This window comes from Methylobacter sp. sgz302048, assembly GCF_052162025.1.
Taxonomy (GTDB): domain Bacteria; phylum Pseudomonadota; class Gammaproteobacteria; order Methylococcales; family Methylomonadaceae; genus Methylobacter.
Map to the genome: position 1 here is coordinate 1,644,422 of NZ_CP197401.1, position 25,380 is coordinate 1,669,801.

General features: G+C 51.9%; 26 protein-coding genes and 1 pseudogene. 8 read left to right on the forward strand and 19 right to left on the reverse strand.

Annotation, left to right across the window (positions count from 1 at the left end):
* Positions 1–125: 125 nt before the first annotated feature.
* Entirely contained in the window at positions 126–494 is a 369-nt protein-coding gene (locus tag ACTNE6_RS07750; protein WP_442499228.1) for a reverse transcriptase N-terminal domain-containing protein, read from the forward strand.
* Positions 495–670: 176 nt separating this feature from the next.
* On the opposite strand, the gene ACTNE6_RS07755 is transcribed toward ACTNE6_RS07750, so the two are convergent.
* The 8 genes from ACTNE6_RS07755 to ACTNE6_RS07790 all read right to left on the reverse strand — a co-directional run bounded on the left by ACTNE6_RS07755 (position 671) and on the right by ACTNE6_RS07790 (position 5,819).
* The gene (locus ACTNE6_RS07755; protein WP_442499229.1) at positions 671–1,240 is read right to left on the reverse strand and encodes an HvfX family Cu-binding RiPP maturation protein; all 570 of its coding nucleotides are present in this window, start codon (positions 1,238–1,240) and stop codon (positions 671–673) included.
* Positions 1,237–2,016: an HvfC family RiPP maturation protein gene (locus ACTNE6_RS07760; protein WP_194971921.1), complete on the reverse strand. Its 780-nt coding sequence runs from the start codon at positions 2,014–2,016 to the stop codon at positions 1,237–1,239. The genes ACTNE6_RS07755 and ACTNE6_RS07760 overlap by 4 nt, the downstream gene beginning before the upstream one ends.
* Positions 2,013–2,885: an HvfB family MNIO-type RiPP peptide maturase gene (locus ACTNE6_RS07765; RefSeq protein ID WP_442499230.1), complete on the reverse strand. Its 873-nt coding sequence runs from the start codon at positions 2,883–2,885 to the stop codon at positions 2,013–2,015. The genes ACTNE6_RS07760 and ACTNE6_RS07765 overlap by 4 nt, the downstream gene beginning before the upstream one ends.
* 16 nt (positions 2,886–2,901) lie before the next feature.
* The gene (locus ACTNE6_RS07770; RefSeq protein WP_442499231.1) at positions 2,902–3,219 is read right to left on the reverse strand and encodes an HvfA family oxazolone/thioamide-modified RiPP metallophore; all 318 of its coding nucleotides are present in this window, start codon (positions 3,217–3,219) and stop codon (positions 2,902–2,904) included.
* A gap of 405 nt (positions 3,220–3,624) precedes the next feature.
* Positions 3,625–3,849 (reverse strand): GDCCVxC domain-containing (seleno)protein, encoded by a 225-nt coding sequence (locus tag ACTNE6_RS07775; RefSeq protein ID WP_442499232.1) that lies wholly within the window; start codon positions 3,847–3,849, stop codon positions 3,625–3,627.
* Positions 3,850–3,853: 4 nt separating this feature from the next.
* On the reverse strand, positions 3,854–4,054 hold the full coding sequence (locus ACTNE6_RS07780; protein WP_442499233.1) for a zf-HC2 domain-containing protein: 201 nt from the start codon (positions 4,052–4,054) through the stop codon (positions 3,854–3,856).
* Positions 4,047–4,670, reverse strand: coding sequence for a sigma-70 family RNA polymerase sigma factor (locus tag ACTNE6_RS07785; protein ID WP_442499234.1), 624 nt, complete (start codon positions 4,668–4,670; stop codon positions 4,047–4,049). The genes ACTNE6_RS07780 and ACTNE6_RS07785 overlap by 8 nt, the downstream gene beginning before the upstream one ends.
* 249 nt (positions 4,671–4,919) lie before the next feature.
* A complete protein-coding gene (locus ACTNE6_RS07790) occupies positions 4,920–5,819 on the reverse strand; it encodes an AraC family transcriptional regulator (protein WP_442499235.1) in 900 nt (299 codons plus the stop codon).
* A gap of 202 nt (positions 5,820–6,021) precedes the next feature.
* On the opposite strand from ACTNE6_RS07790, the gene ACTNE6_RS07795 reads away from it, so the two are divergent.
* The 3 genes and pseudogenes from ACTNE6_RS07795 to ACTNE6_RS07805 all read left to right on the forward strand — a co-directional run.
* On the forward strand, positions 6,022–6,501 hold the full coding sequence (locus ACTNE6_RS07795) for an SRPBCC family protein (RefSeq protein ID WP_442499236.1): 480 nt from the start codon (positions 6,022–6,024) through the stop codon (positions 6,499–6,501).
* A 171-nt stretch (positions 6,502–6,672) separates the two neighbouring features.
* A complete protein-coding gene (locus ACTNE6_RS07800; RefSeq protein ID WP_228779300.1) occupies positions 6,673–7,059 on the forward strand; it encodes a carboxymuconolactone decarboxylase family protein in 387 nt (128 codons plus the stop codon).
* Between the two features lie 217 nt (positions 7,060–7,276).
* Positions 7,277–7,582, forward strand: a pseudogene (locus tag ACTNE6_RS07805) (IS982 family transposase); the annotation flags it as partial.
* Positions 7,583–7,743: 161 nt separating this feature from the next.
* Here the strand turns inward: ACTNE6_RS07805 and dxs (ACTNE6_RS07810) are convergent.
* The 7 genes from dxs (ACTNE6_RS07810) to ACTNE6_RS07840 form a co-directional block, all read right to left on the reverse strand.
* Positions 7,744–9,606 carry a 1-deoxy-D-xylulose-5-phosphate synthase gene (gene dxs / locus ACTNE6_RS07810; RefSeq protein ID WP_442499237.1) on the reverse strand — a complete coding sequence of 621 codons (1,863 nt, stop codon included), beginning with the start codon at positions 9,604–9,606 and terminating at the stop codon, positions 7,744–7,746.
* Between the two features lies 1 nt (position 9,607).
* Positions 9,608–11,272 carry a copper resistance D family protein gene (locus ACTNE6_RS07815; RefSeq protein ID WP_442499238.1) on the reverse strand — a complete coding sequence of 555 codons (1,665 nt, stop codon included), beginning with the start codon at positions 11,270–11,272 and terminating at the stop codon, positions 9,608–9,610.
* Between the two features lie 11 nt (positions 11,273–11,283).
* Entirely contained in the window at positions 11,284–11,640 is a 357-nt protein-coding gene (locus ACTNE6_RS07820; RefSeq protein WP_331814685.1) for a copper resistance CopC family protein, read from the reverse strand.
* Between the two features lie 6 nt (positions 11,641–11,646).
* Positions 11,647–13,035 carry an aspartate aminotransferase family protein gene (locus ACTNE6_RS07825; protein ID WP_442499239.1) on the reverse strand — a complete coding sequence of 463 codons (1,389 nt, stop codon included), beginning with the start codon at positions 13,033–13,035 and terminating at the stop codon, positions 11,647–11,649.
* A 246-nt stretch (positions 13,036–13,281) separates the two neighbouring features.
* A complete protein-coding gene (locus ACTNE6_RS07830) occupies positions 13,282–14,022 on the reverse strand; it encodes a phosphorylase family protein (protein ID WP_442499240.1) in 741 nt (246 codons plus the stop codon).
* Positions 14,019–15,974: a squalene--hopene cyclase gene (gene shc, locus ACTNE6_RS07835; protein ID WP_442499241.1), complete on the reverse strand. Its 1,956-nt coding sequence runs from the start codon at positions 15,972–15,974 to the stop codon at positions 14,019–14,021. Before shc ends, ACTNE6_RS07830 begins: the two co-directional genes overlap by 4 nt.
* An 11-nt stretch (positions 15,975–15,985) precedes the next feature.
* Positions 15,986–17,086: a phytoene/squalene synthase family protein gene (locus ACTNE6_RS07840; RefSeq protein WP_442499242.1), complete on the reverse strand. Its 1,101-nt coding sequence runs from the start codon at positions 17,084–17,086 to the stop codon at positions 15,986–15,988.
* Positions 17,087–17,526: 440 nt separating this feature from the next.
* Here ACTNE6_RS07840 and hpnH point away from each other — a divergent pair, with 440 nt between their 5' ends.
* Genes hpnH through ACTNE6_RS07860 form a run of 4 tightly spaced genes read left to right on the forward strand, consistent with a single transcriptional unit; the run spans position 17,527 to position 21,413 of the window.
* On the forward strand, positions 17,527–18,636 hold the full coding sequence (gene hpnH / locus ACTNE6_RS07845) for an adenosyl-hopene transferase HpnH (protein ID WP_194971984.1): 1,110 nt from the start codon (positions 17,527–17,529) through the stop codon (positions 18,634–18,636).
* Between the two features lie 6 nt (positions 18,637–18,642).
* Positions 18,643–19,770 (forward strand): glycosyltransferase, encoded by a 1,128-nt coding sequence (locus ACTNE6_RS07850; RefSeq protein WP_442499243.1) that lies wholly within the window; start codon positions 18,643–18,645, stop codon positions 19,768–19,770.
* A 30-nt stretch (positions 19,771–19,800) separates the two neighbouring features.
* Positions 19,801–20,412: an ABC transporter substrate-binding protein gene (locus ACTNE6_RS07855; RefSeq protein ID WP_194971982.1), complete on the forward strand. Its 612-nt coding sequence runs from the start codon at positions 19,801–19,803 to the stop codon at positions 20,410–20,412.
* Between the two features lie 11 nt (positions 20,413–20,423).
* The gene (locus ACTNE6_RS07860; protein ID WP_194971981.1) at positions 20,424–21,413 is read left to right on the forward strand and encodes an MlaA family lipoprotein; all 990 of its coding nucleotides are present in this window, start codon (positions 20,424–20,426) and stop codon (positions 21,411–21,413) included.
* Positions 21,414–21,442: 29 nt separating this feature from the next.
* Here ACTNE6_RS07860 and ACTNE6_RS07865 read toward each other — a convergent pair whose 3' ends face one another.
* The 4 genes from ACTNE6_RS07865 to ACTNE6_RS07880 form a co-directional block, all read right to left on the reverse strand.
* Positions 21,443–21,958, reverse strand: coding sequence for an adenine phosphoribosyltransferase (locus tag ACTNE6_RS07865; protein WP_434485086.1), 516 nt, complete (start codon positions 21,956–21,958; stop codon positions 21,443–21,445).
* Positions 21,959–22,015: 57 nt separating this feature from the next.
* Positions 22,016–23,878, reverse strand: a complete 1,863-nt coding sequence (gene dxs / locus ACTNE6_RS07870; RefSeq protein ID WP_442499244.1) for a 1-deoxy-D-xylulose-5-phosphate synthase — start codon at positions 23,876–23,878, stop codon at positions 22,016–22,018.
* 85 nt (positions 23,879–23,963) lie between these two features.
* Complete coding sequence (gene ispA / locus ACTNE6_RS07875) at positions 23,964–24,860, reverse strand: (2E,6E)-farnesyl diphosphate synthase (protein ID WP_442499245.1); 897 nt, start codon at positions 24,858–24,860, stop codon at positions 23,964–23,966.
* Positions 24,853–25,086 carry an exodeoxyribonuclease VII small subunit gene (locus ACTNE6_RS07880; protein ID WP_194972019.1) on the reverse strand — a complete coding sequence of 78 codons (234 nt, stop codon included), beginning with the start codon at positions 25,084–25,086 and terminating at the stop codon, positions 24,853–24,855. The genes ispA and ACTNE6_RS07880 overlap by 8 nt, the downstream gene beginning before the upstream one ends.
* Between the last annotated feature and the right edge of the window lie 294 nt (positions 25,087–25,380).

Consider the following 25,380-nt stretch of genomic DNA (forward strand, 5'->3'; position numbering starts at 1 on the left):
GCGAAGGCCGTGCTGTAATGGTACGGATACGGGTTTAAATGTTACCCGGCACGAAAGTGCGCCCACGTCCGACGGGTCTTTTATTGCAAGAGAAGAGGTAGAACCAACCTTATGAGGAAAAGCAAATGATGACGGCAGCGATGCCTGTTGGTGCATCCTCAGCCGCATTATCATGGGATGCCGTCGATTGGCAGGCTGTGGCAATGCAGGTGAGACGGCTGCAGCTGCGTATTGCAAAGGCAACCCGAGAGCAGCACTGGGGTAAAGTGAAAGCTTTACAATGGCTGCTCACCCATTCGTTGGCGGCGAAGCTGTTAGCCGTCAGACGGATTGGGCAAAACTGTGGCCGGCATATGGCCGGTATCGATGGCGTCACCTGGAAGACGCCGCAGCAGAAATTGAAAGCCGCTTTGGCTTTAAGACGCAGAGGCTATCAGGCTCAGCCCTTGCGGCGCATTTATATCCCCAAAAAAACGGCAAGCAACAGCCGTTGAGTATCCCAACGATGGGCGGTCGGGCCATGCAAGCCCTGTATTTGCTGGCCCTGGAGCCGGGGGGCGGAAATTATTGTTGAACAATGCTTTGATGTCGGCGGATTTCGCATCCAGTTGCTCCGCCAGGTCCTTGATGCGGTAGCCATGCTGGGCGCCCGCCTGCCTGACAGCTAACTTCAGGAGTGTTCTAACCTCTGGCATAAGCGAAAATGCAGCCAGGCATCGACGCTTAACCGTCCGGCGCCACTGAACAATAACGTGGCCAGCATCAAAAAGTACATCAGCGGTAGTTTAAAATTGCCATAACCCTGGTCTGTGATAGCGTAACCCTTCCATAACTCGGTCAGCGTATGCCATTCGGCAGGCCAGTGTACGACAGCGATGGCTACCACAGTCAGCACCATCAATGCGGCGCTGAAGAACCGGGTCATGAAGCCCAGGATTAGCGCAAGCGGGGCGATGATCTCCAGGCCGGTCGCCAGGGTCCAATTGAAATCGGCGGTTAGCAGATTGAAGGGAAATGGAAAACTCACATCGGCAAACCAGTTTTCACCTTTGAGTTTTTCCAGACCGGCTTCGCCGAATTCATAAGTCAGCAGCAACCTCAGAAAGATCGGCGCCAAGCCGTACGCATTACGGTCGAACCAGCCGGAAAGCTTGCCAGGCAAGGCACAAACTTGTTCGATGCCTGATGAAATCAGACTGGCCGCGCGGCTGCCATGGTGGGATGTTGTCAGATTGTTCATGCGTGAGGCTCCAGATGACTTGTGGGGCGAATGTCGATAATAGCGCCTTGGCGGTGTAAATCGATCAATATGCTCAGGCCGAATCGGGTCAATTCTATAAACTGCGTATGCGTCAGCTCTCCTCTCATCGCCTGCAGCGCCTGTTGGCCGGTCAGACCGTCGCCTAACAGCTCGATCAAATGGGCTGTGGCCGGGCTGAGAGCGATGAATCGTACCTGATCGTTGCTATTGCGAAAGCCGAGGATATGGGTGGTCGTAGCGGGTGGTTCAGTGAGCAGGGCGTTTGGCCCTATGTTCTGCACCGGCCACTGGTAATGCAGCAGCTGTATGGCCGGCGTAAACACTGGCACACCGGATAGTAATTGCCCGCTGGTCAGCGGCTTGCTCGTAATCGATTCACTCTCGGCGATTGATAGCTGTAGTTCGATCCACTCAAAGTGCGCCAGCTCTGCCAGAAAGGGTAAATCATTGACATGATCGCGTTCCTGCTGCAGATACTGCACGAATTCATCAGGAATCTGCCGGTAATACGGGGATAGGCAACGATGTTCGGCGATAAAATCCAGCAGCAAAGCCCGCCAGTCATCGGGCGGCAGGATACGATGAATGACTGGGAAGCAGGCCGTCAAGCTTTCGTCGAATTTGTTGTAAAGCAGATCGGCATACACAGCCAGGCGTTCCGGCGTAAATCCGGCAGGAGATTGGGCTACCCATGGCTGGCGCAGATAATGCAGAAATTGCCGTTGCTGTTGTTGAAATAGCGGTGTCTGGTTCATGCTGCCTCCTCCTTCATGTCATCTGTGCTACGGCAATATACATAACGATTTTGCAAGGCACGTATGCGCTCAACTTCTGAAGTCAATTCGGCCAGCGGAGGGATGTTGCTATCGCGCTCAACCAAAGTTGGAAACACGCCAAAGCAACGGTAGGCTTCGGCCAGTAAATCCCATACCGGCTCGATGGTATTCTGGCCGTGTGTGTCAATGATCAAGCCGGAAGGATCCGTATCATGGCCGGCGACATGCCCGTAGACGATGCGCTCGCCCGGCAAGCCGCGTAAAAATGCCACTGGATCGTAGCCGTGATTGACGCTGTTGACGTAAATGTTGTTGACGTCCAGATGCAGATGGCAGTCGGCCTCGCTCAACACGGCGTTGATGAAGGTCAGTTCGTCCATCTCCGCCTGTGGCGGCTGAAGGTAGTACGAGGCATTCTCCAGCGCGATGCGCCGCTCAAGCAGATCCTGAGTCTGGCGGATGCGCTCTGCAACATGCTTGACCGCCTGTTCGGTAAAGGGAATTGGGTATAAATCGTACAAATGCCCTTCGTCGCTGCAAAAACTCAGATGCTCGGTGTACAAAGCAAAATCATGATGGTCGAGAAATTGTTTCAGATCGCGTAAAAAGGCGGTATCCAACGGTGCCGGCCCGCCCAGCGATAACGCCAGACCGTGCGCCACAAAGCGGTAGCGCTCGGTCAGGCGGCGAAACTGCTTGCCCAACTGACCGCCGATGCCCACCCAGTTTTCCGGCGAGACTTCGAAAAAATCGATGTTGTCCGGCACATCGGCTTGTAGCGCCGGCAACAGCGCACGGCGTAGCCCCAGACCGGAGCCGGCCAGACCCAAAGGATTGGGAATGATCATCGGCAGTTGCTCCGGCTTACTGCTTGGTTTTGGCGCCGCAGCTGCTTTCGGTCATTTTGCCGCTACAGCCGGCTTCCGGCATTTTGCCGCTGCAACCGCCTTCGGCACTTTTCGTCTTGTTGGCGCCACATTTGCCTTCGCCGCACTTACCTTCGGCCACTTTGCCACTGCAGCCGGCTTCAGCGGATTTAGCATCGGCGGCTGCCAGTTGTTGAGCAGGATTAATGGTGGACATCGCAAACGGATTTTCGCCGGCTTGAATAGCGGGCGCTGTGCTCAACAAAGTCGAAGCCAGGGCGCTGCTCAAAGTCAGGGATAAGGTTTTTTTATTCATAAAGACTCTCCGAGTGTTTGATATTTGAAGTGATCAGGACAAGCAATAGTGCCTTCCTGCTCTATCAGTCGGAACAGTTTTTTAATTCCTTACAAATTTTTTCGGCCTGCGATATCATTCATTGGCATAACAATGCCATCCTCTGGTATTGCAGGCCTACTTTTGTGGCAGGGCCGGGGCTTGCTCATGGCGCTGAAGGCATTGGTGATATTGACGATACGCACGGTTTCAGCAATAGCCTGAAAAAACAATAGGGCAAACTGCCTGAAGCCCACCGGACAAAGAGGCACAGTGCAGGATTGGCTTGCTTGCTGGATGAATCGCTGCCGTATTTGCCGGCGGCAGAAAGCAGCGGCACAACTTGGCTGCAGCGTTTAAGAAACAGGTTCTGAATCGGGAACAGTATTATCTGCAGCAACCGGCCTGTCCGTCACTCAGTTGAATCGGCGGACAGGCAACGCTGCCATAGGAGCAGAATACGCAGCAATCGCCCGGCTTCGGTTTCAGCAAGGCATGGCAGCCCTGACATTCATAAAACCACTGGCAGGCATTGCGGGGCATGGTCTCGGTTTTTCGGTAACCGCACACCGGACAGGTTAGCGTGGACTGCCATATGACCTGCTTTGTCATTTGCTTAATGTTTTTTGCCCGCGCGGCTTTGCAAGTGCTCGGTATAGCGCCGGGCGGCCTTACGGATGAACCGGGTCTGGCGCTGGAAGCTGCGGCAGCGGGAACACATCATTATATGCAAATTGATTTCCAGGCGTTCGCCTAAGCTGAGTTTTCTGTCCAGGCCCTGGGATACCAGCGCCGTAATGTCGCGGCAGCTACGCATGTCGCTCCTCCTTTTTTTGTTTCGATTGATTGAACCAGCGGATTTCCAGACATTCGCGCAGCCGCAGCCGGGCACGATGCATGATGACCCAGTAATTGGCATCGCTGAGGCCGGTTTCGCGGCAGACCTCGTCGGCTTCCAGGCCAACCAGTTCCCGCAGCATGAAGACTCGGCCCATTTTTGGCGGCAGATTGCTCTGGCATGTTTCGTAGATGGCCCAAAATTCCTGCTGCTTGAGGGCTGCTTCCGGATCGTTCCAGGCCCTCGGGCCGCCGTTCCATTGGCCGCTGCTCATGAAAAAATCGACTTCGTCGCCATCACTTTCGCCGGCCTCGCCAAAGCCGATGTCCGAGGTGACGATTTCCCGGCCGCTACGCCGCCAGTGGTCGGCGATTTTGTGTTTCAGGATACCGATCAGCCAGGTCCGCAATCCGGCTTTGCCCTCAAACGCCGATGCTGATTGCCAGGCGGCCAATAAGGTCTCTTGCACGGCATCGTCGGCCAGTTCATCATCGCGCAGTTGCAGCAAGGCATAGCGGAACAGCACCGGCCGATGTTCGACCAGCAGGGCTTCGGTTAATTGACTAGAGGATCTAATCCCGGCTTTCAACAACATGCGCCGGCTGCCCTAACAGTACTGGCATGGCGGCCCGATATGTCGCCGAACAAACTCGTGAAACCTATGCAATTAGTTCTGCCGCAATAAGCATAAGCCAAAGCGTAAACACGGGTGAATAAGAAGCTTGTGCGCATGGGAGCTCTCCTTGAGTAATACGACAATATATTTTCAGTCGTAGGATAATCACGAAACCTTACACAAAATATTGGGTTAGCTACTACGCTGATCATTTTCAAACGCGAGCGGCTATACCTGATCGTTCGTTTCATGCCATCCACGCCGATATAGGCCAGGGGAGATTCCGAAAGACCGCTTGAAGGCCTTGCTGAAAGCTGGCGCTGAATCATAACCGCAGCGCTCCGCGACCCGCTCTATGGTCATGCCGGGCTCTTTCAACCAGCGTGCAGCGATCTGCATGCGCCATGAAACCAGGTATTCGATAGGCGAAGCCCCAACCAGCTCGGCGAATTTTTCAGAAAGTACCGTTTTGGAGATGCCTGCCCGGGAGCAGAGTTCGGCAAGCGTCCAGGACTGCCAGGGCTCCTGATGCATCAGCCTGAGCACGGTTTCCAGCCGGCTGTCCTGCATGGCTACAAACACGCCCTGATGTATCAGGCCTTCTTCAAGACAATAGCGCACTACTAAGATAAAAATGCTGTCGCAGAGTCGTTCAACAACGGAGCTGCTGCCAAAGCGGTTGCCGGCGGACTCACTGACAATCAGCTCGATCAACCTGCCCAGTATCTCGCCGGCCTGAGCTTTTCTGATCACAATTTCAGCAGGCAACGCTTGCCATAACGCTGATTTCGGCATGCCCAGCTCAATTTCTCCACAGACAAACCCGGTATCTCCTGCCTCCCAAGTCGTGGCTATAGTGTCTGTCGAGTCAGCCGGTAGATAATCACTGCTATAGGAAAGATAATGCCTTGCCGCATGCGGCAGGAACAAAGCCAAATCGCCGTCTTCCAGCATAAGCGGAGCTTGCCAACTGAGCGAATGCACCCAGCTCTTCCCCTTGCTGACCAGATGAAACCAGATCGAGTGCTGAGAGTTGTGATCGATCAGCCAACGGCCACAAAAACCGCCTGAATAAGCAAGTTTGGCCCGCAAATTCAAGCCATTGATCAGTAAAGTCAACGTATCCAAATCCTTCTCCCGTACGAACGCACATCAATTCCGGAATCCTGAGCATGGGCCAATGGTCCGGAATTCATTAACCTTAATCCATCAACCGCTCACTATAACGCAATTCAATGTTGACGAGCAGGATTGTTCAGAAAATTCCCGGCAATAGGAATTTCCAGCGCAGTAAATCCAGGCACTCTCTAATTCAGATAAGGAAAAAATCATGGGACAAATTCATCTTAAGCAAACCTTCAACCACCCTGCGAATCAGGTATGGAAATGGCTCAAGGATTACGGGAACATTCACCGTATCCATCCGATGATCGGTCGCTCTTATATCGAGGGCGAACGGAGCTGCGGCGTTGGGGCGGTACGCGTCTGCGAAATGAACATGGGTGGCTTTCAGCTCAAAGAGCGGGTGCTGGACTGGCAGGAAAATCAGTCCTATACCGTTGATATCTATGAAACGACCATGCCATTGATGAAGCGTTCTTTGGCTACTTTCGGCGTGCGCGCTACCGGGACGGAAACGTCGGAAGTCTATATCGATATCGAATACACGACCACATGGGGTATCTTCGGCAAGATTATGGATGCGCTGTTCATGAACCCCGTGATGACCATGATGATGAAGCGGATGTTCAGAAAGCTGGATGAATTTCTGAGCAGCTCGCAACAAGCCTCTCTCGGTGTCCATGGATGATCTCTTCCTTCTTACAGAGGAAGAACAAGAAAATTTTATAAGCATATTATGGGAAAAATCATGCTGGCAGACTATCAATTGAAGTTGACAGCAAAAACGATTGAAGATGCTGCGCCGAAAGCCAGAACGGGACTTCAGTAGGCTCAGGAGAAATTAGGCTTTATCCCGAACATGTATTTAAGGATAGCCAATTCGCCAGGGCTGTTTGGTATGTACCAGCTGGGCTATGCGGCTTTCTGGGCGGAATCCGGCTTCACTCCGGTCGAACAGGAGGTCGTGTTCCTGACTATCAGCCGACTGAATGGTTGTGAGTATTGCATGGCTGGACACAGTCTTGCTGCCGATAAGCTGTCGAATGTATCGGGTGCAGTGACTGATGCCATCCGCAACGATACAGAAATTCCTGATGAGAAACTGTCAGCCTTGGCCAAGTTTACCCGGGTGATGGTCGAGCAGCGCGCTTTGCCGCAAACCCGTGATGTCGAGGCCTTTCTTGCCGCCGGATATGGCGAACGGCAGATTCTGGAGATCTCCTGGCCATTGCCGTCAAAACCTTGAGCAATCATACCAACCACCGGTTCCATACGCCGGTGGATGCGATATTTGCTCCAAAAATATGGAAAGGTCCTTGCAGTACGACTTGTCAAAATGGGATAGTGAAATGAAGGGCATTGTTAATTAACCTCAGTTCGGGATAAGAACAGTAGGCAGGTTTTTGAAAAACAGGAAAAATATAGACTCCGACCTCCATTTTTTCCTCAAAAACCTACCCACCATGAAATTAACACACTTGTTCTACAATGTAGATGATTTTTGCCAAACTTTTATTCCAGTCTGGCAAAAACGCCAACTCACGAACGGCGACAAAAGGCGTAACCGCGCACATCGCATGAGTTATAGCGAGATGATCATGCTGTTAGTGGCTTACCATCAGTCAGGCTACCGAACCTTCAAGTGGTTTTATCTCAATCATGTCCGGAAGCACTGGCTGTCCGCGTTTGCTAGTCTGTTGAGTTACAACCGGTTTATCTCAATCTGCGTGAGCTTGATTTGTTACCTTTGGCGCAAACTCTTATCCCGAACTGAGGTTATTTTAAAGTTTGGTGATGATCAGTGCTTTAGCCGTGACGGACGCGGTTAAAGCTTTTATGGAGGATTGCTTGGGATAGCGACGGTGACTCTTCACTTGCAGGGCGAATAAATTCGCCCTGCAAGTGAAGAGTCAAAATCCAGAGAAGTATTTTAAGCGCAGAACGTCTCGATGCGGCGGATGAGCCCTTGCACATCGAGGCCGCACAGGGCCAGCAGTTCTTCGCGCGTGCCCTGCTCGACGAACTGGTCGGGCAGGCCGATATTGAGCACCGGCATCAGGATCTTCTGCGCCTGCAGGAAGTCATTGACGGCGCTGCCGGCGCCGCCGGCCAGCACGTTCTCCTCGGCGGTCACGAACACGTCATGGCTCTTGGCCAGTTCCAGAATCAAATCCGTATCGATCGGCTTGACGAAGCGCATGTTGACGACGGTCGCGCCCAGATGCTTGCCGGCCGCCAGCGCCGGCGCCACCAGGCTGCCCCAGGCCAGGATCACGATGCGGCTGCCCTGGTGGCGGACTTCGCCCTGGCCGATCGGCAACGCAGTCAGGCCGGGCTGCACCGTGACGCCCGGGCCCTTGCCGCGCGGATAGCGCACGGCCGCGGGCCCTTCGTACTGATAGCCCGTGGTCAGCATCTGCCGGCATTCGTTCTCGTCGGCCGGGGCCATGATCAGCATATTGGGGATGCAGCGCAGGAAGCTGTGATCGAAGCTGCCGGCATGGGTCGGGCCGTCCGGGCCGACCAGGCCGGCGCGGTCCAGCGCGAACAGCACGTCCAGATTCTGCAGGGCGACGTCGTGGATCAGCTGGTCGTAGGCGCGCTGCAGGAAGGTCGAGTAGATCGCCACCACCGGCTTGGCGCCCTGGCAGGCTTGGCCCGCGGCCAGCGTCACGGCATGCTGCTCGGCGATCGCGACGTCGAAATAGCGCTTCGGGAAGCATTCGGAGAACTTGACCAGCCCCGAGCCCTCGCGCATGGCCGGCGTGATGCCCAGCAAGCGCTCGTCCTGGCCGGCCATGTCGCATAGCCACTGGCCGAAGACTTCGGTATAGCTCGGGTAGGGCGACGGCGCCGATTGCGGCAGGCAGTCTTTCGAAGGATCGAAGGCCGGCACGCCGTGATAGGCCAGGGGATCGCGCTCGGCCGGGGCGTAGCCCTTGCCTTTTTTCGTGACGATGTGCAGGAAGCGCGGCCCTGTGGTGTGTTTGAGGTTCTCCAGGGTCGAGACCAGCATGTCCAGGTCGTGGCCGTCGATCGGGCCGATGTAATTGAAGCCCAGCTCTTCGAACAAGGTGCCGGGCACGATCATGCCCTTCATGTGCTCCTCGGTCTTGCGCGCCAGCTCCCAGACGCTGGGCATCCTGCTCAGCACCTTCTTGCTTTCCTCGCGTACGGAGGCATACAGCCGGCTGGACAGGATCTTGGTCAGGTAGTTGTTCATGGCCCCGACCGGCGGCGAGATCGACATCTCGTTGTCGTTCAGGATCACCAGCAGGTTGGCGTCCAGGGCGCCGGCATGGTTCATGGCTTCGAACGCCATGCCGCCGGTAATGCTGCCGTCGCCGATGATCGCCACCATCTGTTTGTCCTCGCCTTTCAGGTTCGAAGCGATGGCCATGCCCAGGGCCGCGCTGATCGAGGTGCTGGAGTGGCCGACGCCGAAGGCGTCATACTCGCTCTCGGCGCGGCTGGGGAAAGCCGAGACGCCGCCTTTGGTGCGGATGGTGGGCATGGCCTCCTTGCGGCCAGTCAGGATCTTGTGCGGATAGGCCTGATGGCCGACGTCCCAGACCAGCTGGTCGGCCGGCGTGTCGAAGACATAGTGCAGGGCGATGGTCAGCTCGACCGTGCCGAGCCCGGCCGCGAAGTGGCCGCCGGAGATGCTGACCGTGTGGGTCAGGTACTCGCGCAGCTCCCGGGCCAAGGCCGGCAGTTGGTCTTTACTGAGCTTGCGGACATCGTCAGGCGAGTTGATGTCTTTAAGCAGGGAATATTGATGTAATGTATTCATATTAATAGAGAGGTTCGCGATAGAACATCAGAATGAGTCCGATCTGAAACAGGGCGGCAACGGAAACGAACCCGGCAATTTCTTTGCCCGGTCTGTCCAGTTTCAATTCCAGCCAGCGTCCGCTCGCCAGAACCAGTGAAAAGACACCCATTAAGGTATGGCCCACCTGGATAAGGAAAGCGCTTTTAGCCTGAAATCCAACATGCGAATGCGTTAATAGCATGAGTCCGCCGAATGCGGCCAATATGGGGAAAACAAAAGGCAGTTTGCTGGTGGCGTCTTTGGTCATTCTGGCGCGCAGTTCTATAACGCCCAGTCCTAATACCAGAAAGGTCGCAATTCTGTGCTGCAATACTTCACCGTTATTAAAAGTGCTCTCCCAGAATCCTATCGGACCTAATGGCCAGGTTTCAGCGTCGCTGCGGAAAAACAGGAAGATGCCCAAGGCGACAAACCCGAAAGGCCAGTATTTGGTTAAAGGTAAATATCTATCAAAAAGGGAAAACGCGGACGGTAAACGCTTCATATAGGAAAGCATCGCAATGAAGCTCATCGTGGTCAGGAATATACCGGCAATATTATGGTTGTAATCCGACCATGCCGTTGCTGCCGGCGAGGGAATTTGGCCTACGATGGCGACCCGACCTGCTTCACCGGCTATCAATGCTTCATGAGTAGGTGACGTGGTGCGTGGAATACGGGGGGCAAATGTGTTTAAAACTTCCTGCCAGGCAGCCGTCAAGTGTGGAATATCGATAGACGGAGGCTGTGACGCGAGGCTGGCAGCCGTGAATAACAAAATAACCAATACCAGTGTTTCCGCCTCAATATAATAAGGCACTCGATTGTTTAAGGCATGGTTGTTGCCGGAAGCACCGAATTCCAGCACGGCGCTTCTGTTCAGCCAGGCAAAACCCAAGGCCATACATAGCAGTATTATTTTGACCATTAACAGATTGCCGTAGCCAGTACCAATAAAGCCGTTCCAGGTATCGATATATTGCAAGGCCATCGGCAGGCCTGAAATCAGAATCATGGCGACCGAGGCCATGCCGAACATTGAGAAACGTTTCAGCATGATGGGCCAGAGTTCAGCAGGAACCAGTTGCTGGCGACATAAAAACCAGATGTTGACCAGTTGAAAGACGCCGCCTATCCATGCCGCTGCCGCCAATTGGTGGGCCACGGTCAGCGTCATCAGCGATGCCTGATTTTCAAAGCGGCCGGCAGCATGCACCAGCCAGGCGCCGGAAATAATCATGGGTATCGCAATAATCCCTGCAGTTATCCAGTGAGGCTTGGAAAAAGGGTTCTTGCGCAGGTACAGGTAGGCATAACCGGCCAGCAACAAAGTTAATACCGTGCGAATCAGACCGCCTGTGAATTGCGTGGTTTCGGCGAATTCAGGAAACGGCCATTTCTCCAGGATGGCTGTCATCATCCAGATTTTAAGGATGATCTTGAAAAGCTGGATCATCGCCAGGGCAAAACCGCCCTTATAAAAAAGGGCAATGGTTTTAGCCAGCAACGCTGAGGTGTATCCATCGTTGTTGCACCATGGGCGTAAAACAAAAAGTCCCCAGAACAAGCTGCCTATTGCTAATGAATAACAAACAAGGTCAACTCCGCCAACCAGGGAATCGAGAAAGTCGGCTATGGCTTCCATTGTTACTAAACCTATTGAGAGACAGCAAAGTGAATAACGTCTTCCGTTAAATGGCCGTCGGCCGCGAAGACTTTGAATCTGATGGCATAGTCACCGGGCGCTAATGGCGGGACTTCCACGATGATAAGGCCGTTCTTCTGGCCTTTTGTCGCCTTTAATAATTCATGTTGATCGCCTTTACGCACGAGGAAGATTTGGGACAACCCCAGTTCAACCTGGGAGTTGAACGTCAATTCGACCTTTTCTGCCTGATTAGCGCGAATAGGGGCAATTTTTAATGAATAATCCGTTACCACGGCGTGAGCGGAAACTGCTTCTATCTGCAATAAACACAGCGTTAACAGACTTAGTTGGAATAAACGTTTCATTAGTTATTACCCTTTTTTATTTTTCATTGCGTGGCTGGCCAGATTCTTGCCTAAATCCCAGATCGATCCGGGTATCTGGTGCGTGTCGGCAATGACCTTGTCAAAAGCCGTGACGATATGATCACGGTCTTTTTGCGTTAAGGTTAACGGCGGCAACAGCTTGACCACGTTCATGCCGTGTCCGGCGACTTGGCTTAGAATATGGTGTTCTTTAAACAGCGGAATCGTGATCATCTGGCAGAACAGGCCCTTATTGGCCGCTTCCAGCATTGCCCAGGCCGCTTTCAGCGTCAGGCTTTTGGGGGAGTTGAACTCGATCGCGATCATCATGCCTTTGCCGCGCGCTTCCTTCAGGAATTCATACTTTTCTGACATGGCGTTCAGGCTGTTGATGATGTCGGTGCCGACTTTGTCGCTGTTTTCGACCAGGTTTTCTGCTTCCATGACATGCAGAGTGGCAAGGCCTGCTGCCATCGCCGCATTGTTCTTGGAGAACGTCGAGCCGTGCACGACCGCTCTGTCCATGCGGTTAAAAACGGTATCCATGATTTTTGCTGTCATCGCGACTGCGCCCACCGGGATGAAGCCGCCTGACAGCGCCTTTGCCATACAGATCATGTCGGGCTTAACGTTCCAGTGGTCGATCGCCCAGAATTTTCCGGTCCGGCCTAATCCTGTCTGAACTTCGTCAGCGACGAATAGCGTGCCGTATTTTTTACATAAGCGTTCGACTTCGGGCAGGTAATTGTCATCAGGAACGTTAACGCCTTTGCCTTGGATCGGTTCAACGATAAACGCCGCCACGTCTTTGTTGCTTAACGCTTTTTCCAGCGCTTCGAGATCATTGAACGGTATGGCGCTGCAGCCGGGCAACAGCGGGCCAAAACCTTCACGGAAAATTTCTTCGCCGTTTAATGATAGCGATCCCATGGTCAAGCCATGATAACCATGCTCGCAATAAACGATTTTTTCGCGCTTGGTGACGTAGCGGGCGAATTTAATCGCTGCTTCGACCGATTCAGTACCTGAATTGCAGAAAAACATTTTGGTCAGGTTCTCGGGCGTGGTTTTAAGTATTTCCTTGGCCAGCAGGCCGCTGAGCACCGAAACGTCGAGCTGCACCAGGTTCGGCAATTCCAGCGTCAGGGATTCATTCAATGCTTTGACGACGGTAGGATGATTCCGGCCGATCGCAAACACGCCAAAACCGCTCAGCAGGTCCAGATATTCGGTGCCATCCTGGTCATAGAGATATTGACCGACGGCCTTTTTGTAATGACGATCATAGCCGATAGTTTTTAAAACCCTGACCATTTGATTGTTCAGGTGCTGCTCGTGCAGTTCAAATTTATCGGTGCTGTGTTGGGAAAAAAGTTCGGCGATGCTGAAAGACATTAAGTACCTCAAAAAAATAAATTCTTTTGCTGCTTGTGTTCGTGCAGGCGCTAAAAGCGGGCAGGCGTATTCAAGAGCAAATGAGCGTGAACGTGACAACGTTGGACGATAACTGCCGTCTCGCAGCTGCCAAACCTGCCAGAATGGCGGAATATAAGCTGAGGCAGCTGTAAGCAACGTAATCCCCCATAACCGAGCCGATGCAAAAAGGCAAAAGTGATGGATAGGATATTTAAATGGTTTGCGTTATTCATGAAGACTTTGCGCAATTATGCTGGATTGGCCAAAGCTGTTAATTATATCAAGCTGTTGGGCAACCAACTTTAATTTATTCTTGGCAGCATTGAAATGCAGCCCCAGCTTGATTAATCCGGGCAGTTCAATCGGATGCAACGCGAGAAATATCAATAACTTGCTTAAAACCACATCGCCCTGATCATTAAGCGAACGATTGATGGCTCTGGGAAGGCTCATGTTCACCGGGTCGACAATTGCGCGGATTGCCAGAAACGGCAGTGTGTGTTGTCTGGCGATTTTGGCGACCGCGACGCTTTCCATGTCCAATACAATGGCGCCGGTTTTGGCATGCAGCTGTTTTTTGTCCTTGCCGGACGAAACAATTTGATGGCTTTCAGCCAGGCAGCCGGTATGAACAGCCACATGCGCTGACAGGATATTTCTGGCGTGGCTATGCCAGCCCGAGGTTATATCTATCCGAACTTGATCCGCATCTATCAACGAGTCAGCTAAGGTAAGGTCTCCAGGCTTCAACGAAGCGTCGAGGGCTGCGGCGCAGCCCCAGCTGATCAGCCGGGTGGCGCCTCTGGAAACCAGCAGTTCGGCTGCCGTTTGCGCATTGACAGGGCCGGCGCCTGAATAAGCAACGAGTACTTTATCGGATATAAAAACACAACGCCCTTTATCAATATTTTTTGATGTCAGAGTGCCGAGTTCTTCCGGTAAAGCAACAACGATTCCGATAATCACTGTCTGCTAAGCTCGTTGCGGTATCTGGCAAGCGCCCATAATGGGAAGAACTTGTCGTAACCGTGGTATTTCAAATAGAAAACCCTTGGAAAGCCAGGGGCCGTGAAGCATTTGTCATTCCAGACGCCGTCAGCCTGTTGGCTGCGCAGCAGGAAGTCGATGCCGGCTTTTACTTCAGGGCTATGGGTTTCGCCGGCCGCCATTAGGGCCAGAAGTGCCCAGGCGGTCTGGAAGGCCGTGCTGAAACGGTATTTGCCACTATGGCTGGTGTCGTGATAGCTGTGGTTGTCTTCGCCCCAGCCGCCGTCTTCGCGTTGCACACTTTTTAGCCATTTTGCAGCTTTGGTATACATGGGGTCGTTCTTGGGCAGGTTGGTTTGCTCCAATCCCAGCAGCACTGACCAGGTACCATAGATGTAGTTGGTGCCCCAGCGCCCGAACCATGAGCCGTCTGCTTCCTGTTCGCTGCGCAAATAGTTGAGGGTCCGTTCCAGGGCTGGCAGATATTCGGCGTGATCCTTGGCTACGCGTCCCATCAGCATGGCGCAGCGTGCACTGACATCGGCGGTTGGCGGATCTAACAGGGCGCCGTGATCGGCAAAAGGAATTTCATTCAGATAATAATAGGTATTGTCGACATCGAACGCGCCGTAACCGCCGTTCCTGGATTGCATGCCAACTATCCAATCGGTAGCGCGGAGCACGGGTTCATCCAGGTCCGGCAGATTTGATTCGGCCATGCCGAATGCCACGACTGCGGTATCATCCACATCGGGATAATGCGGATTTGCGAATTGAAACGCCCAGCCGCCGCCCTTCAGGTTGGGTCTGGAAATACGCCAGTCGCCCGGTTCGTCGGAAAGTTGTTTGCTTTTCAGCCAGTCAAAAGCCCGCGTCAGGCTTTCTTTGTTGCCGGCTTTGTCAGCTTCCAGCAGGGCGAGAGCGGCAAGTCCGGTATCCCAAATCGGCGATACGCAAGGTTGGCAATAAGCATCATGCTCGTTGATGACCAGTAACTTGTCTATGGCTTTACGCGCAGTTACCACCAGTTCATGATCCTTAGGCATGCCCAGCAATAACATGGCTTCATAAGCGTTGACCATAGCAGGGAAAATAGCGCCGAGGCCGTCTTCGCCGTTCAGGCGTTCTATGAACCACTCCTTGGCTTTTTCGATCGCAAGTGCCTGCGTTTTTTGGGGGATTAAAGGACGCGTTTTACGGCCCAGTTTATCCAGTGCCAGAAAAAACTTATTTAAAGGTGTTCTTTCCGGAAAATAATGCTGTTCTTTATCAGGATGCGTAACGAAAAGCTCCAGGATATCGACTTTCTTCGGGTTGTTGGCAGTCGCTTTTAAGGTGCAAAGAACAAATAGCGGCACCATTACGGTTCTTGACCAGTATGAAACCTTATCCAGGTGGAAGGGAAACCATTTAGGAAACAGCATGATTTCAACCGGAATATAAGGCACGCCGCGCCAGGGGATCTGCTCAAAGGTCGCCAGAGCGATACGGGTGAAAACATTGGCTTTGGCAGCGCCGCCCTGGCTCAGTATGTAATTTCTCAGCTTGACCATGTGCGGAGCATCGATAGAGTCGCCGGCCATTTTCAAGGCGTAATAGACTTTAACGCTGCAGCTGATATCACCGACGCCGCCCATGAATAAGGGATAGCTGCCATCCTTGGACTGACGGGATCTGAGATAATTGGCTATCTTGGCCTGAAGAGGTTCGTCGATCTCGCCCAGATAATGCATCATCATGATGTATTCGGCCGGAATCGTGCAGTCCGCTTCCAGTTCGAATACCCAAAAGCCTTCTTTGTCCTGCAGACTTAATAGTTTTTCTTGGGCTTTGCTTATGGCTTTATTGAGATCCAATGCATGAGAATTAATAGCAGTCGATGAACTCGGTGCGGTGCTGATATTTATCGCTGTAATTGCTTCAGTAAACATGGGGAATGTCCTTAAAGATCTGACATGGATTTTGAGGATAATGTTTTATAGGTCCAGTCGGGCGTTTTGAGTCCGCGGCCGGCTAAATTGAAAAGCAGGGATAGCATGGTATTGCTGTGGCCGGCTAATTTAGTGGCAAAAATAGTAGCCTTGACACTGTTGCGTGAAATTTTGACCTGGCTGGATTTGTTAAAGTCTAGATTTTGTTTGATTTTTCGCAATGTCAGTACGGCCATGCCGAGCGCCCACAGGCAGAAGTTACGAATGCCGGTTTCGTGTGCAGGAATTAGCTGGGTATAAATCAAGGCGTTATGCAGATGGCCATGGGCAATGCTGATCAGGTGCTCCAATCCTTTTCTGAATTTTTCATCATTGGTTTCAGGCGTCAGGTTTTTAAGATCAAAACCGGTTTCTGTAAAAATATCCTGAGGCAGCCAGCATACGCCGCGTTGAGCGTCATCCCAGATATCTTTCAGAATGTTGGTCATTTGTAGTCCCTGGCCGAAAGAAACCGACAAAGTCAGGAGTCGCTCGCGATGGTGGGCGATCTCCGGTGAATAGTGGCAAAAAAGTTTGGCCAGCATCTCGCCTACGCAACCGGCAACGTAATAGCAATATTTATCCATGTCGGCCATCGTGGCCAAACCGCCCCGCAAGTCCATGGCCTGATAGATCGGCATGCCTTCAGCCATGGTTTCAACGCAGCAAGCCAGCGCTTCAATCTGATCCGGTTCGAATTTGTGCGTGATTTCTATGACGCGCGGCAATACATGGATAAGCGTGTGTTCAGCAGGAATGGTCTGCTTTGAGAGCAGTGGGGCCAGTTCTACGGCAAAAGGTTCAGAATTGACGCCGGTTTTGACGACGTTAATAAATTCCGAGCAAAAATACTTTTTTTGCTCAGGCGATAAAGAGGTTTCGTCTTCAATAGTGTCGACTATGCGGCATAGCAAATAAGCATTCGCTACAGCGCTATATAGCTTCTCCGGTAGTTGGGGAATGGTCAGCGCAAATGTTCTGGATACACCTTCAAGCAATAAGGCCTGAAATTCATCATCAGATAATTTGCTGAGTGACTTTGGGTTTTCCAAGGAAATTTGAGTTCCGTTCATAATTTTTTTATGTCGACTTACAGGAATTTAATAAAGAGTTGTAGTACTGACAGCAATAATAGACTGTTTGTTGGTATTTTGCAAAGTAATGTTGTTTTGTTGCTAATATGGCAGGCAGACAGAATTGTTGAGATGTCTAATGAGAGTAAAAACAGCAGTTTAAGTCTGTTTGTTGTGTGTGCGCAAATCAGCTAGACGACATGTCGGATTGAGACATGAATGCATAATTTATCGCAAAAACTGGAGTCGGCCAGTAAAAGATAGTATTCTACTCAACAATAGATAAGCGTTTGTATTATATGAAAGGTTGTATTTCAGGGAATATTGTTTTTTTGTTGTTTTATTGCAACGCTTGTTTTTTGTAATTAAGAATACTTTCAAGGCAGTTGTTGTAACTAAGGCTGTCGTCAGTTTATTGAATTTTTTTGGAGGGTTTGCACGTGGGAGTTCCTTTACGTCAACAGTTGACTGTAGGCAGTTATCTAATCAAGCAAAAGTTGAAAGGAGTTAAGCGATATCCTTTGGTTCTTATGCTGGAACCTTTGTTTCGCTGCAATTTAGCCTGTGCGGGCTGCGGTAAAATTGATTATCCTGACGAAATCCTGAACAAGCGCCTTTCTGTTGAAGAGTGTCTGCAGGCAGTGGATGAATGCGGCGCGCCAATGGTATCGATCCCAGGCGGCGAACCTCTGATCCATAAAGAGATGCCGCAAATTGTTGAGGGAATCATTGCACGCAAGAAGTTTGTCTACTTGTGTACAAATGCTCTATTGCTGAAAAAGAAGATCAATGATTACAAGCCTTCGCCTTATCTCACTTTCTCTATTCATCTCGATGGCATGCGCGATCGCCATGACGCCTCGGTATGTCAGCAAGGTGTTTTCGATCAAGCTGTTGAAGCTATAAAGCTGGCTTTGGAGAAAGGTTTCAGAGTCACAATAAACTGCACTTTGTTCCAGGGCGAAACGTCTGAAGAGGTGGCCGAGTTTCTTGATTACGCAATGGAACTGGGTGTGGAAGGCGTTACCATAGCGCCGGGCTTCAGCTATGAACGGGCTCCACAACAGGACGTTTTCATTAAAGGCCGGGACGTCAAGGAATTATTCCGCGGTATTTTTAAAATCGGCAAAAAACGTAAATGGAAATTGAATCATTCCACGCTGTATCTGGATTTTCTGGCCGGTAATCAAAGCTACAACTGCACGCCGTGGGGCAATCCGACGCGCAACGTGTTCGGTTGGCAAAAGCCCTGTTACTTATTGGCTGACGAAGGCAGCGCCGCAACTTTTCAGGAATTGCTTGATACCACGCCATGGGATAAGTACGGCAGTGTAAAAAATCCTAAATGCGCCGGCTGCATGGCACATTGTGGCTATGAGGCCACTGCCGTTGAGGACGTGTTCAAGCATCCGATAAAAGCGATGCTCACATCAATTCGCGGGCCAAGAACCGAAGGCATCATGGTGCCTGAACCTGAGCCGGATTATGTGCATGAGAAGCCTGCGCCAACAATTGCCGGTATTCCAGTCAGAGTAGAAATGGTCGAATAGATTGTAATGGTTGATGCTGGTTTTTATTTGTCCGCTGCAGCGGCAGCAGTGTGGTTGATTGTTCTGCTGCTGCCATGGCGTCCCTGGAGCGTTAAAGAAGTGTTGGAAGCGGATCCGTCTGGCTATGAGCAGACGGATCTCAGTGATGTTACCGTCGTAATTCCTGCCCGTAATGAAGAAGAGGTTATTGGCAGGACCTTGGCAGATCTGGAGCATCAAGGGCAGGGGTTAAATGTCATAGTTGTTGATGATGAGTCCACTGATAGAACCTTGTCCATCATTCATCAGTCCAATCTGCAAGCTTTGAAGGTTGTCCGGTCCGATCCACTGCCTGTCGGTTGGACAGGCAAATTATGGGCGCAGGAGCAAGGGCTCAAACAAGTGCAAACGCCTTATACTTTATTGCTCGATGCCGATATAGCATTGCGTCCCGGCATGATCAAAAGCCTCAAGGATAAGCATTCACTGGAAAATGTTAACTTTGTGTCTCTGATGGCGATACTACGGTTTGACTCGTTTTGGGAAAAACTGCTGATGCCCGCATTTGTTTTCTTTTTTAAAATGATTTATCCGTTCGCTTTGGCTAACAGGCCTGATAGCAAGTTCGCCACGGCAGCAGGCGGATGTATTTTTGTAGAAACGGATGTATTGCGCCAGATCGGCGGCATGGCTTCGATTAAAGACGCGCTTATCGATGATTGCACATTGGCAAAAACAGTAAAATCTGCCGGATACAAAACCTGGATGGGCTTGACGCATGGCGTACTGAGTCAGCGCCCCTACGGAACATTGCACGATATTTGGGATATGGTAGCGCGTACGGCCTATACGCAGCTCTATTACTCGGTTACATTATTGCTGATTTGCACGGTTAGCATGCTGATAATGTACTGTCTGCCTTCATTCGGCCTGTTTTATTTTCAAGGCGGAGCAGCCCTATTAAGTATTCTGGCCATTTTGTTGATGGCACTCATATACAGTCCGGTCCTTCGATTTTATGAATTTAATCCGGCTTGGGGATTGGCTTTACCGTTGATAGCCAGTCTTTATTTATTGATGACCTGGACTTCTGCGATACGTTATTGGAAAGGGGAGCGTTCAAGATGGAAAGGACGCGTTTATCAAAAGATATAAATATGCTTTATAATTACGAGGTTTTTGATTATGGTTTTAAGAAGTATAAAGTTTGCATTGGTCCTGGCGTGGTATTTCCTTGCGACGACTGCTTATGCCCAGGAAGAAGCGGCTACAGCGAGGCAAGTCGTAGAAAAATTTCAGGCTGAACTGATTGGCGTAATGAAGAACGGCAAGCAGTTAGGTTATTCCGGCAGATATGAGAAACTTAAGGATCCGGTTTCCAACAGTCATGACCTGACAAAAATCGCTCGTATTGTTGTTGGTAAAGAATGGGAAAAATTAACCGAAGATCAGCAGCAAAAGCTTGTAGAGGTATTCAGTCGTCTGAGCATCGCTTCTTATGCTCATAACTTTAAAGATTATTCAGGCGAATCATTTGTATTTGATTCGGAAGAAGAAACTGCAAGAGGCGGGGTAGTTGTTCATTCTCATCTGGTAGTTCCTGGTGAAAAAGATGTGAAGTTCGATTATATGCTGAAGGAGAAAGGCCCTAGCTGGCGTATTATTAACATCATAGCTAATGGTGTCAGTGACCTGGCGTTAAAAAGATCGGAATACACTGCTATTTTGCAGCGTGAAGGATTTGATGCCTTAATAGCTAAGATCAACGAAAAAATTGATAATTATTCGAAACAGTAGGTTTTATGTTAATGAACAACCCCACCAACGGCTACCGATACGGTAAAATCAAACAAATTTTGTCAGGCATGCTTATCGGAGCAACTGTCACTCTGAGCGGTTGCGCAAGCACAGGAGGTGTTGAGCAGCAAGTTGAAGCGAATCCGGTCGATCCGTATGAAGGCTTCAATAGAAAAATGTATGCTTTTAATGATGGCGTTGATGATTATGTCGCTAAACCTATTTCAGACGCGTATAAATTCGTAACGCCGCAGTTTGTGCAAACAGGCGTATTCAATTTTTTCAATAACCTGAAAAACATCAATATTGTTCTGAATGATGTTTTACAGGCTAAATTCCAGCAAAGCGCTCAGGATTCCGGGCGGTTTATGATTAACACTACAGTTGGTCTGGCTGGATTATTTGATGTCGCCAAGGAAGTCGGTCTGGAGCAGAATGAGGAAGACTTCGAGCAGACTTTGGCTGTCTGGGGCGTGCCTCAAGGTTCTTATCTGGTACTGCCATTCTTAGGGCCTTCTACGGCGCGCGGAATTCCTGGGGCGATATTTGACACGGCAGCAAATCCAGTAACTTATGTAGGCGCGCCTGTACAGTTGGTTTCAATGCTCAATTCGCGGGCAAATGCCGAGGGCGCATTGAAATTTATTGACGAAGCGGCGCTGGATCCTTATGTGTTTACTCGCGAGTCTTTCTTGCAGTGGCGTAAAAGTTTGGCTGCCGACGGTAAAGTCGATGCATCGGACGATTTACTGGATATCGATGAAGAGGCGGCGCTTGAAGAAGGCGGAAATGCGGCTTCCGGTCAGGCTGCAGTTGCCGAGAAGGGGGCTGCAGGTGACACAGCCAATCCAGAAGGCTTTACTTTGAAATTAAGCGCCGATAATAAAGAGTTTGAACAGGTATCTAATTCATTCAGCAGCACCGCCCAATCATTTGACGCGACAGCCAAGTCATTTGAAGAGGCGAGCACTAAACTGGATAAATTGAAAGCTAAAAAATAAGCAGTTAAAGAAGCTACAAGGATGTAGCTCTAAAAATGCAATAATGAATGGACTTCGTAATTGCCGAGTTTCTCCCGGCCTTCCAGAAAGTCCAGTTCGATCACAAAAGCACAGGCTTCAACCTTTGCTCCCATCTTTTCAACCAGTTCGCAACTGGCTTTTGCGGTTCCGCCCGTAGCCAATAGGTCATCGATCAGTAATACGCGGTCACTCGCATCAAACGCATCAATATGGGCTTCCAGTGTGGCTGAACCATATTCCAGGTCGTAAGACACACTTTGTACGTCATAGGGTAACTTGCCAGGCTTTCTTAAGGGTACAAACGGAAGATCCAGTTCCCACGCAACGAGCGAGCCAAAAATAAAGCCTCGCGCTTCCATGCCGGCAACGGCTGTGATATCTCTGCCCAAGAATGGCTGCAGCAATTGGTGAACAGCCAGGCGTAATGAAGCCGGGTCTTTTACCAATGGCGTAATATCCTTGAAAATGATGCCGGGCTTAGGGAAATCGGGAATGTCGCGGATTTTGTTTTTAAGTCTTTCCATTTTTTTGTTGTCATTAAAAAATTGAAATCTGAGCGGCCTGCGAGCCGCTCTTGCGGATTAAGCGCAGAACGTCTCGATGCGGTGGATGAGCCCTTGCACATCGAGGCCGCACAGGGCCAGCAGTTCTTCGCGCGTGCCCTGCTCGACGAACTGGTCGGGCAGGCCGATATTGAGCACCGGCATCAGGATCTTCTGCGCCTGCAGGAAGTCATTGACGGCGCTGCCGGCGCCGCCGGCCAGCACGTTCTCCTCGGCGGTCACGAACACGTCATGGCTCTTGGCCAGCTCCAGAATCAAATCCGTATCGATCGGCTTGACGAAGCGCATGTTGACGACGGTCGCGCCCAGGTGCTTGCCGGCCGCCAGCGCCGGCGCCACCAGACTGCCCCAGGCCAGGATCGCGATGCGGCTGCCCTGGTGGCGGACTTCGCCCTGGCCGATCGGCAACGCAGTCAGGCCGGGCTGCACCGTGACGCCCGGGCCCTTGCCGCGCGGATAGCGCACGGCCGCCGGCCCTTCGTACTGATAGCCCGTGGTCAGCATCTGCCGGCATTCGTTCTCGTCGGCCGGGGCCATGATCAGCATATTGGGGATGCAGCGCAGGAAGCTGTGATCGAAGCTGCCGGCATGGGTCGGGCCGTCCGGGCCGACCAGGCCGGCGCGGTCCAGCGCGAACAGCACGTCCAGGTTCTGCAGGGCGACGTCGTGGATCAGCTGGTCGTAGGCGCGCTGCAGGAAGGTCGAGTAGATCGCCACCACCGGCTTGGCGCCCTGGCAGGCCTGGCCCGCGGCCAGCGTCACGGCATGCTGCTCGGCGATGGCGACGTCGAAATAGCGCTGCGGGAAGCACTCGGAAAACTTGACCAGCCCCGAGCCCTCGCGCATGGCCGGCGTGATGCCCAGCAGGCGCTCGTCCTGGCCGGCCATGTCGCACAGCCACTGGCCGAAGACTTCGGTATAGCTCGGGTAGGGCGACGGCGCCGATTGCGGCAGGCAGTCTTTCGAAGGATCGAAGGCCGGCACGCCGTGATAGGCCAGCGGGTCCTTCTCGGCCGGGGCGTAGCCCTTGCCTTTTTTGGTGACGATGTGCAAGAAGCGCGGCCCTGTGGTGTGCTTGAGGTTCTCCAGGGTCGAGACCAGCATGTCCAGGTCGTGGCCGTCGATGGGTCCGATGTAATTGAAGCCCAGTTCCTCGAACAAGGTGCCGGGCACGATCATGCCCTTCATGTGCTCCTCGGTCTTGCGCGCCAGCTCCCAGACGCTGGGCATCCTGCTCAGCACCTTCTTGCTTTCCTCGCGCACGGAGGCATACAGCCGGCTGGACAGGATCTTGGTCAGGTAGTTGTTCATGGCCCCGACCGGCGGCGAGATCGACATCTCGTTGTCGTTCAGGATCACCAGCAGGTTGGCGTCCAGGGCGCCGGCATGGTTCATGGCTTCGAACGCCATGCCGCCGGTAATGCTGCCGTCGCCGATGATCGCCACCATCTGTTTGTCCTCGCCTTTCAGGTTCGAAGCGATGGCCATGCCCAGGGCCGCGCTGATCGAGGTGCTGGAGTGGCCGACGCCGAAGGCGTCATACTCGCTCTCGGCGCGGCTGGGGAAAGCCGAGACGCCGCCTTTGGTGCGGATGGTGGGCATGGCCTCCTTGCGGCCGGTCAGGATCTTGTGCGGATAGGCCTGATGGCCGACGTCCCAGACCAGCTGGTCGGCCGGCGTGTCGAACACGTAGTGCAGGGCGATGGTCAGCTCGACCGTGCCGAGCCCGGCCGCGAAGTGGCCGCCGGAGATGCTGACCGTGTGGGTCAGGTACTCGCGCAGCTCCCGGGCCAAGGCCGGCAGTTGGTCTTTGCTGAGCCTTCGGACATCGGCAGGATAATGGATCGTATCCAGGATAGGATAATTACCGGGTTTGTACATGTATAAATCAACTTCCTTTAATCGGCATTTCTTTCAGGCAATTGCGGGATTATGCAGATTAATTCCTGAGTAATCAAATCGGTAATTAATGATCCCGCTGGATGATATAAAGCGACAAGTCACGCAGTAAGTCGGCTTCTTTGCCGAAAATGCTCAGGCTGTCAATGGCCTGTTCATGCAGTTCCTGCGCTTTCTGTTTGGCGCCGGACAAGCCCAGCAAGGCAGGATAAGTGGGTTTGTCGTTGTCCCTGTCCTTGCCCTGGGTTTTGCCTAAGGTAGCCGTATCGCTTTCTTCGTCCAGAATGTCGTCCTTGACCTGGAAAGACAAGCCGATGCATTTGGCGTAATGGTCAAGCTTGGCCGCTACAGTATGATCGATATCGGGCTTCGCCAGGGTCGCCATATTGACGCTGGCACGGATCAAAGCGCCGGTTTTATGGATATGCATGTTTTCCAGCTCCGGCAGGTTCAGCTTGGTGCCCACGGATTCAAGGTCTATAGCTTGGCCGCCGACCATGCCTTGGGAACCGCTGGCTTTTGCCAGCATCGTGATCATTTTGAGGCGGCTTTCGGCATCGACAGTCATGGTAGGGTCGTGCGCGAGTATTTCAAATGCCAAAGCCTGCAAGGCGTCGCCGGCCAGAATGGCGGTCGCTTCGTCAAAGGCGACGTGGCAGGTAGGCTTGCCGCGTCTGAGTTCATCATCGTCCATGGCCGGCAGGTCGTCATGGATTAACGAATAGACATGAATGAATTCGACCGCGCAGGCCGGTCCGTCGAGCACTTCCGGGGCAATGCCCAGTGTTTTGCCGGTACAATACGCCAGCATCGGGCGCATGCGCTTGCCGCCGTCCAGCGCGCAATAGCGCATAGCTTCATGCAGCTTCTTCGGCAGTATGTTTTCGCTGGGAAGACGCGCTTCCAGAGCCCTCTCTACACGGTTTTGGCAAAAGCTAAGGTATTCTTTTAATGCATTACTCATCAGTAAAGGGCTCCAGGGTTTGAGTGCCGTTTTTTTCCAGTAAGATCTGAACTTTTTGCTCCGCCTCCTGCAAGGCTTTTTGACAGGTACGGGTGAGATTGACCCCGCGTTCAAATGACTTTAGCGATTCTTCCAGCGAAATCTCGCCTTGTTCCAGCTGCGTAACCAGCTGCTCAAGCTCCGCAAGCGAGTCTTCGAATAAAGTCGAGCTTTTCTTTTTCGGCATAGGGATAAAAATATTTTAACGATACGGTGTACAAATTAAGCCGGGCATTATATATGAAATTGGCGGGCAAGTGAGCAGGAAGAATGCGCCTCGTCCTTGTTAAAAACCTACGTTGGAAAGATAGTGTTGGCAGAAAGCGAGCAGGGGCTTTGTTTGTGGTGAGTTTGCCTTTATCGGTTCAAGGCTGCCCCGGATATTTCTTGAAATCATAGAATCCATGGAAAAATCATGGTCTTGATATTTTTTATAAACTCATGAATTTTTCAGAAAATATCTGCAACCATTTGAATTTCA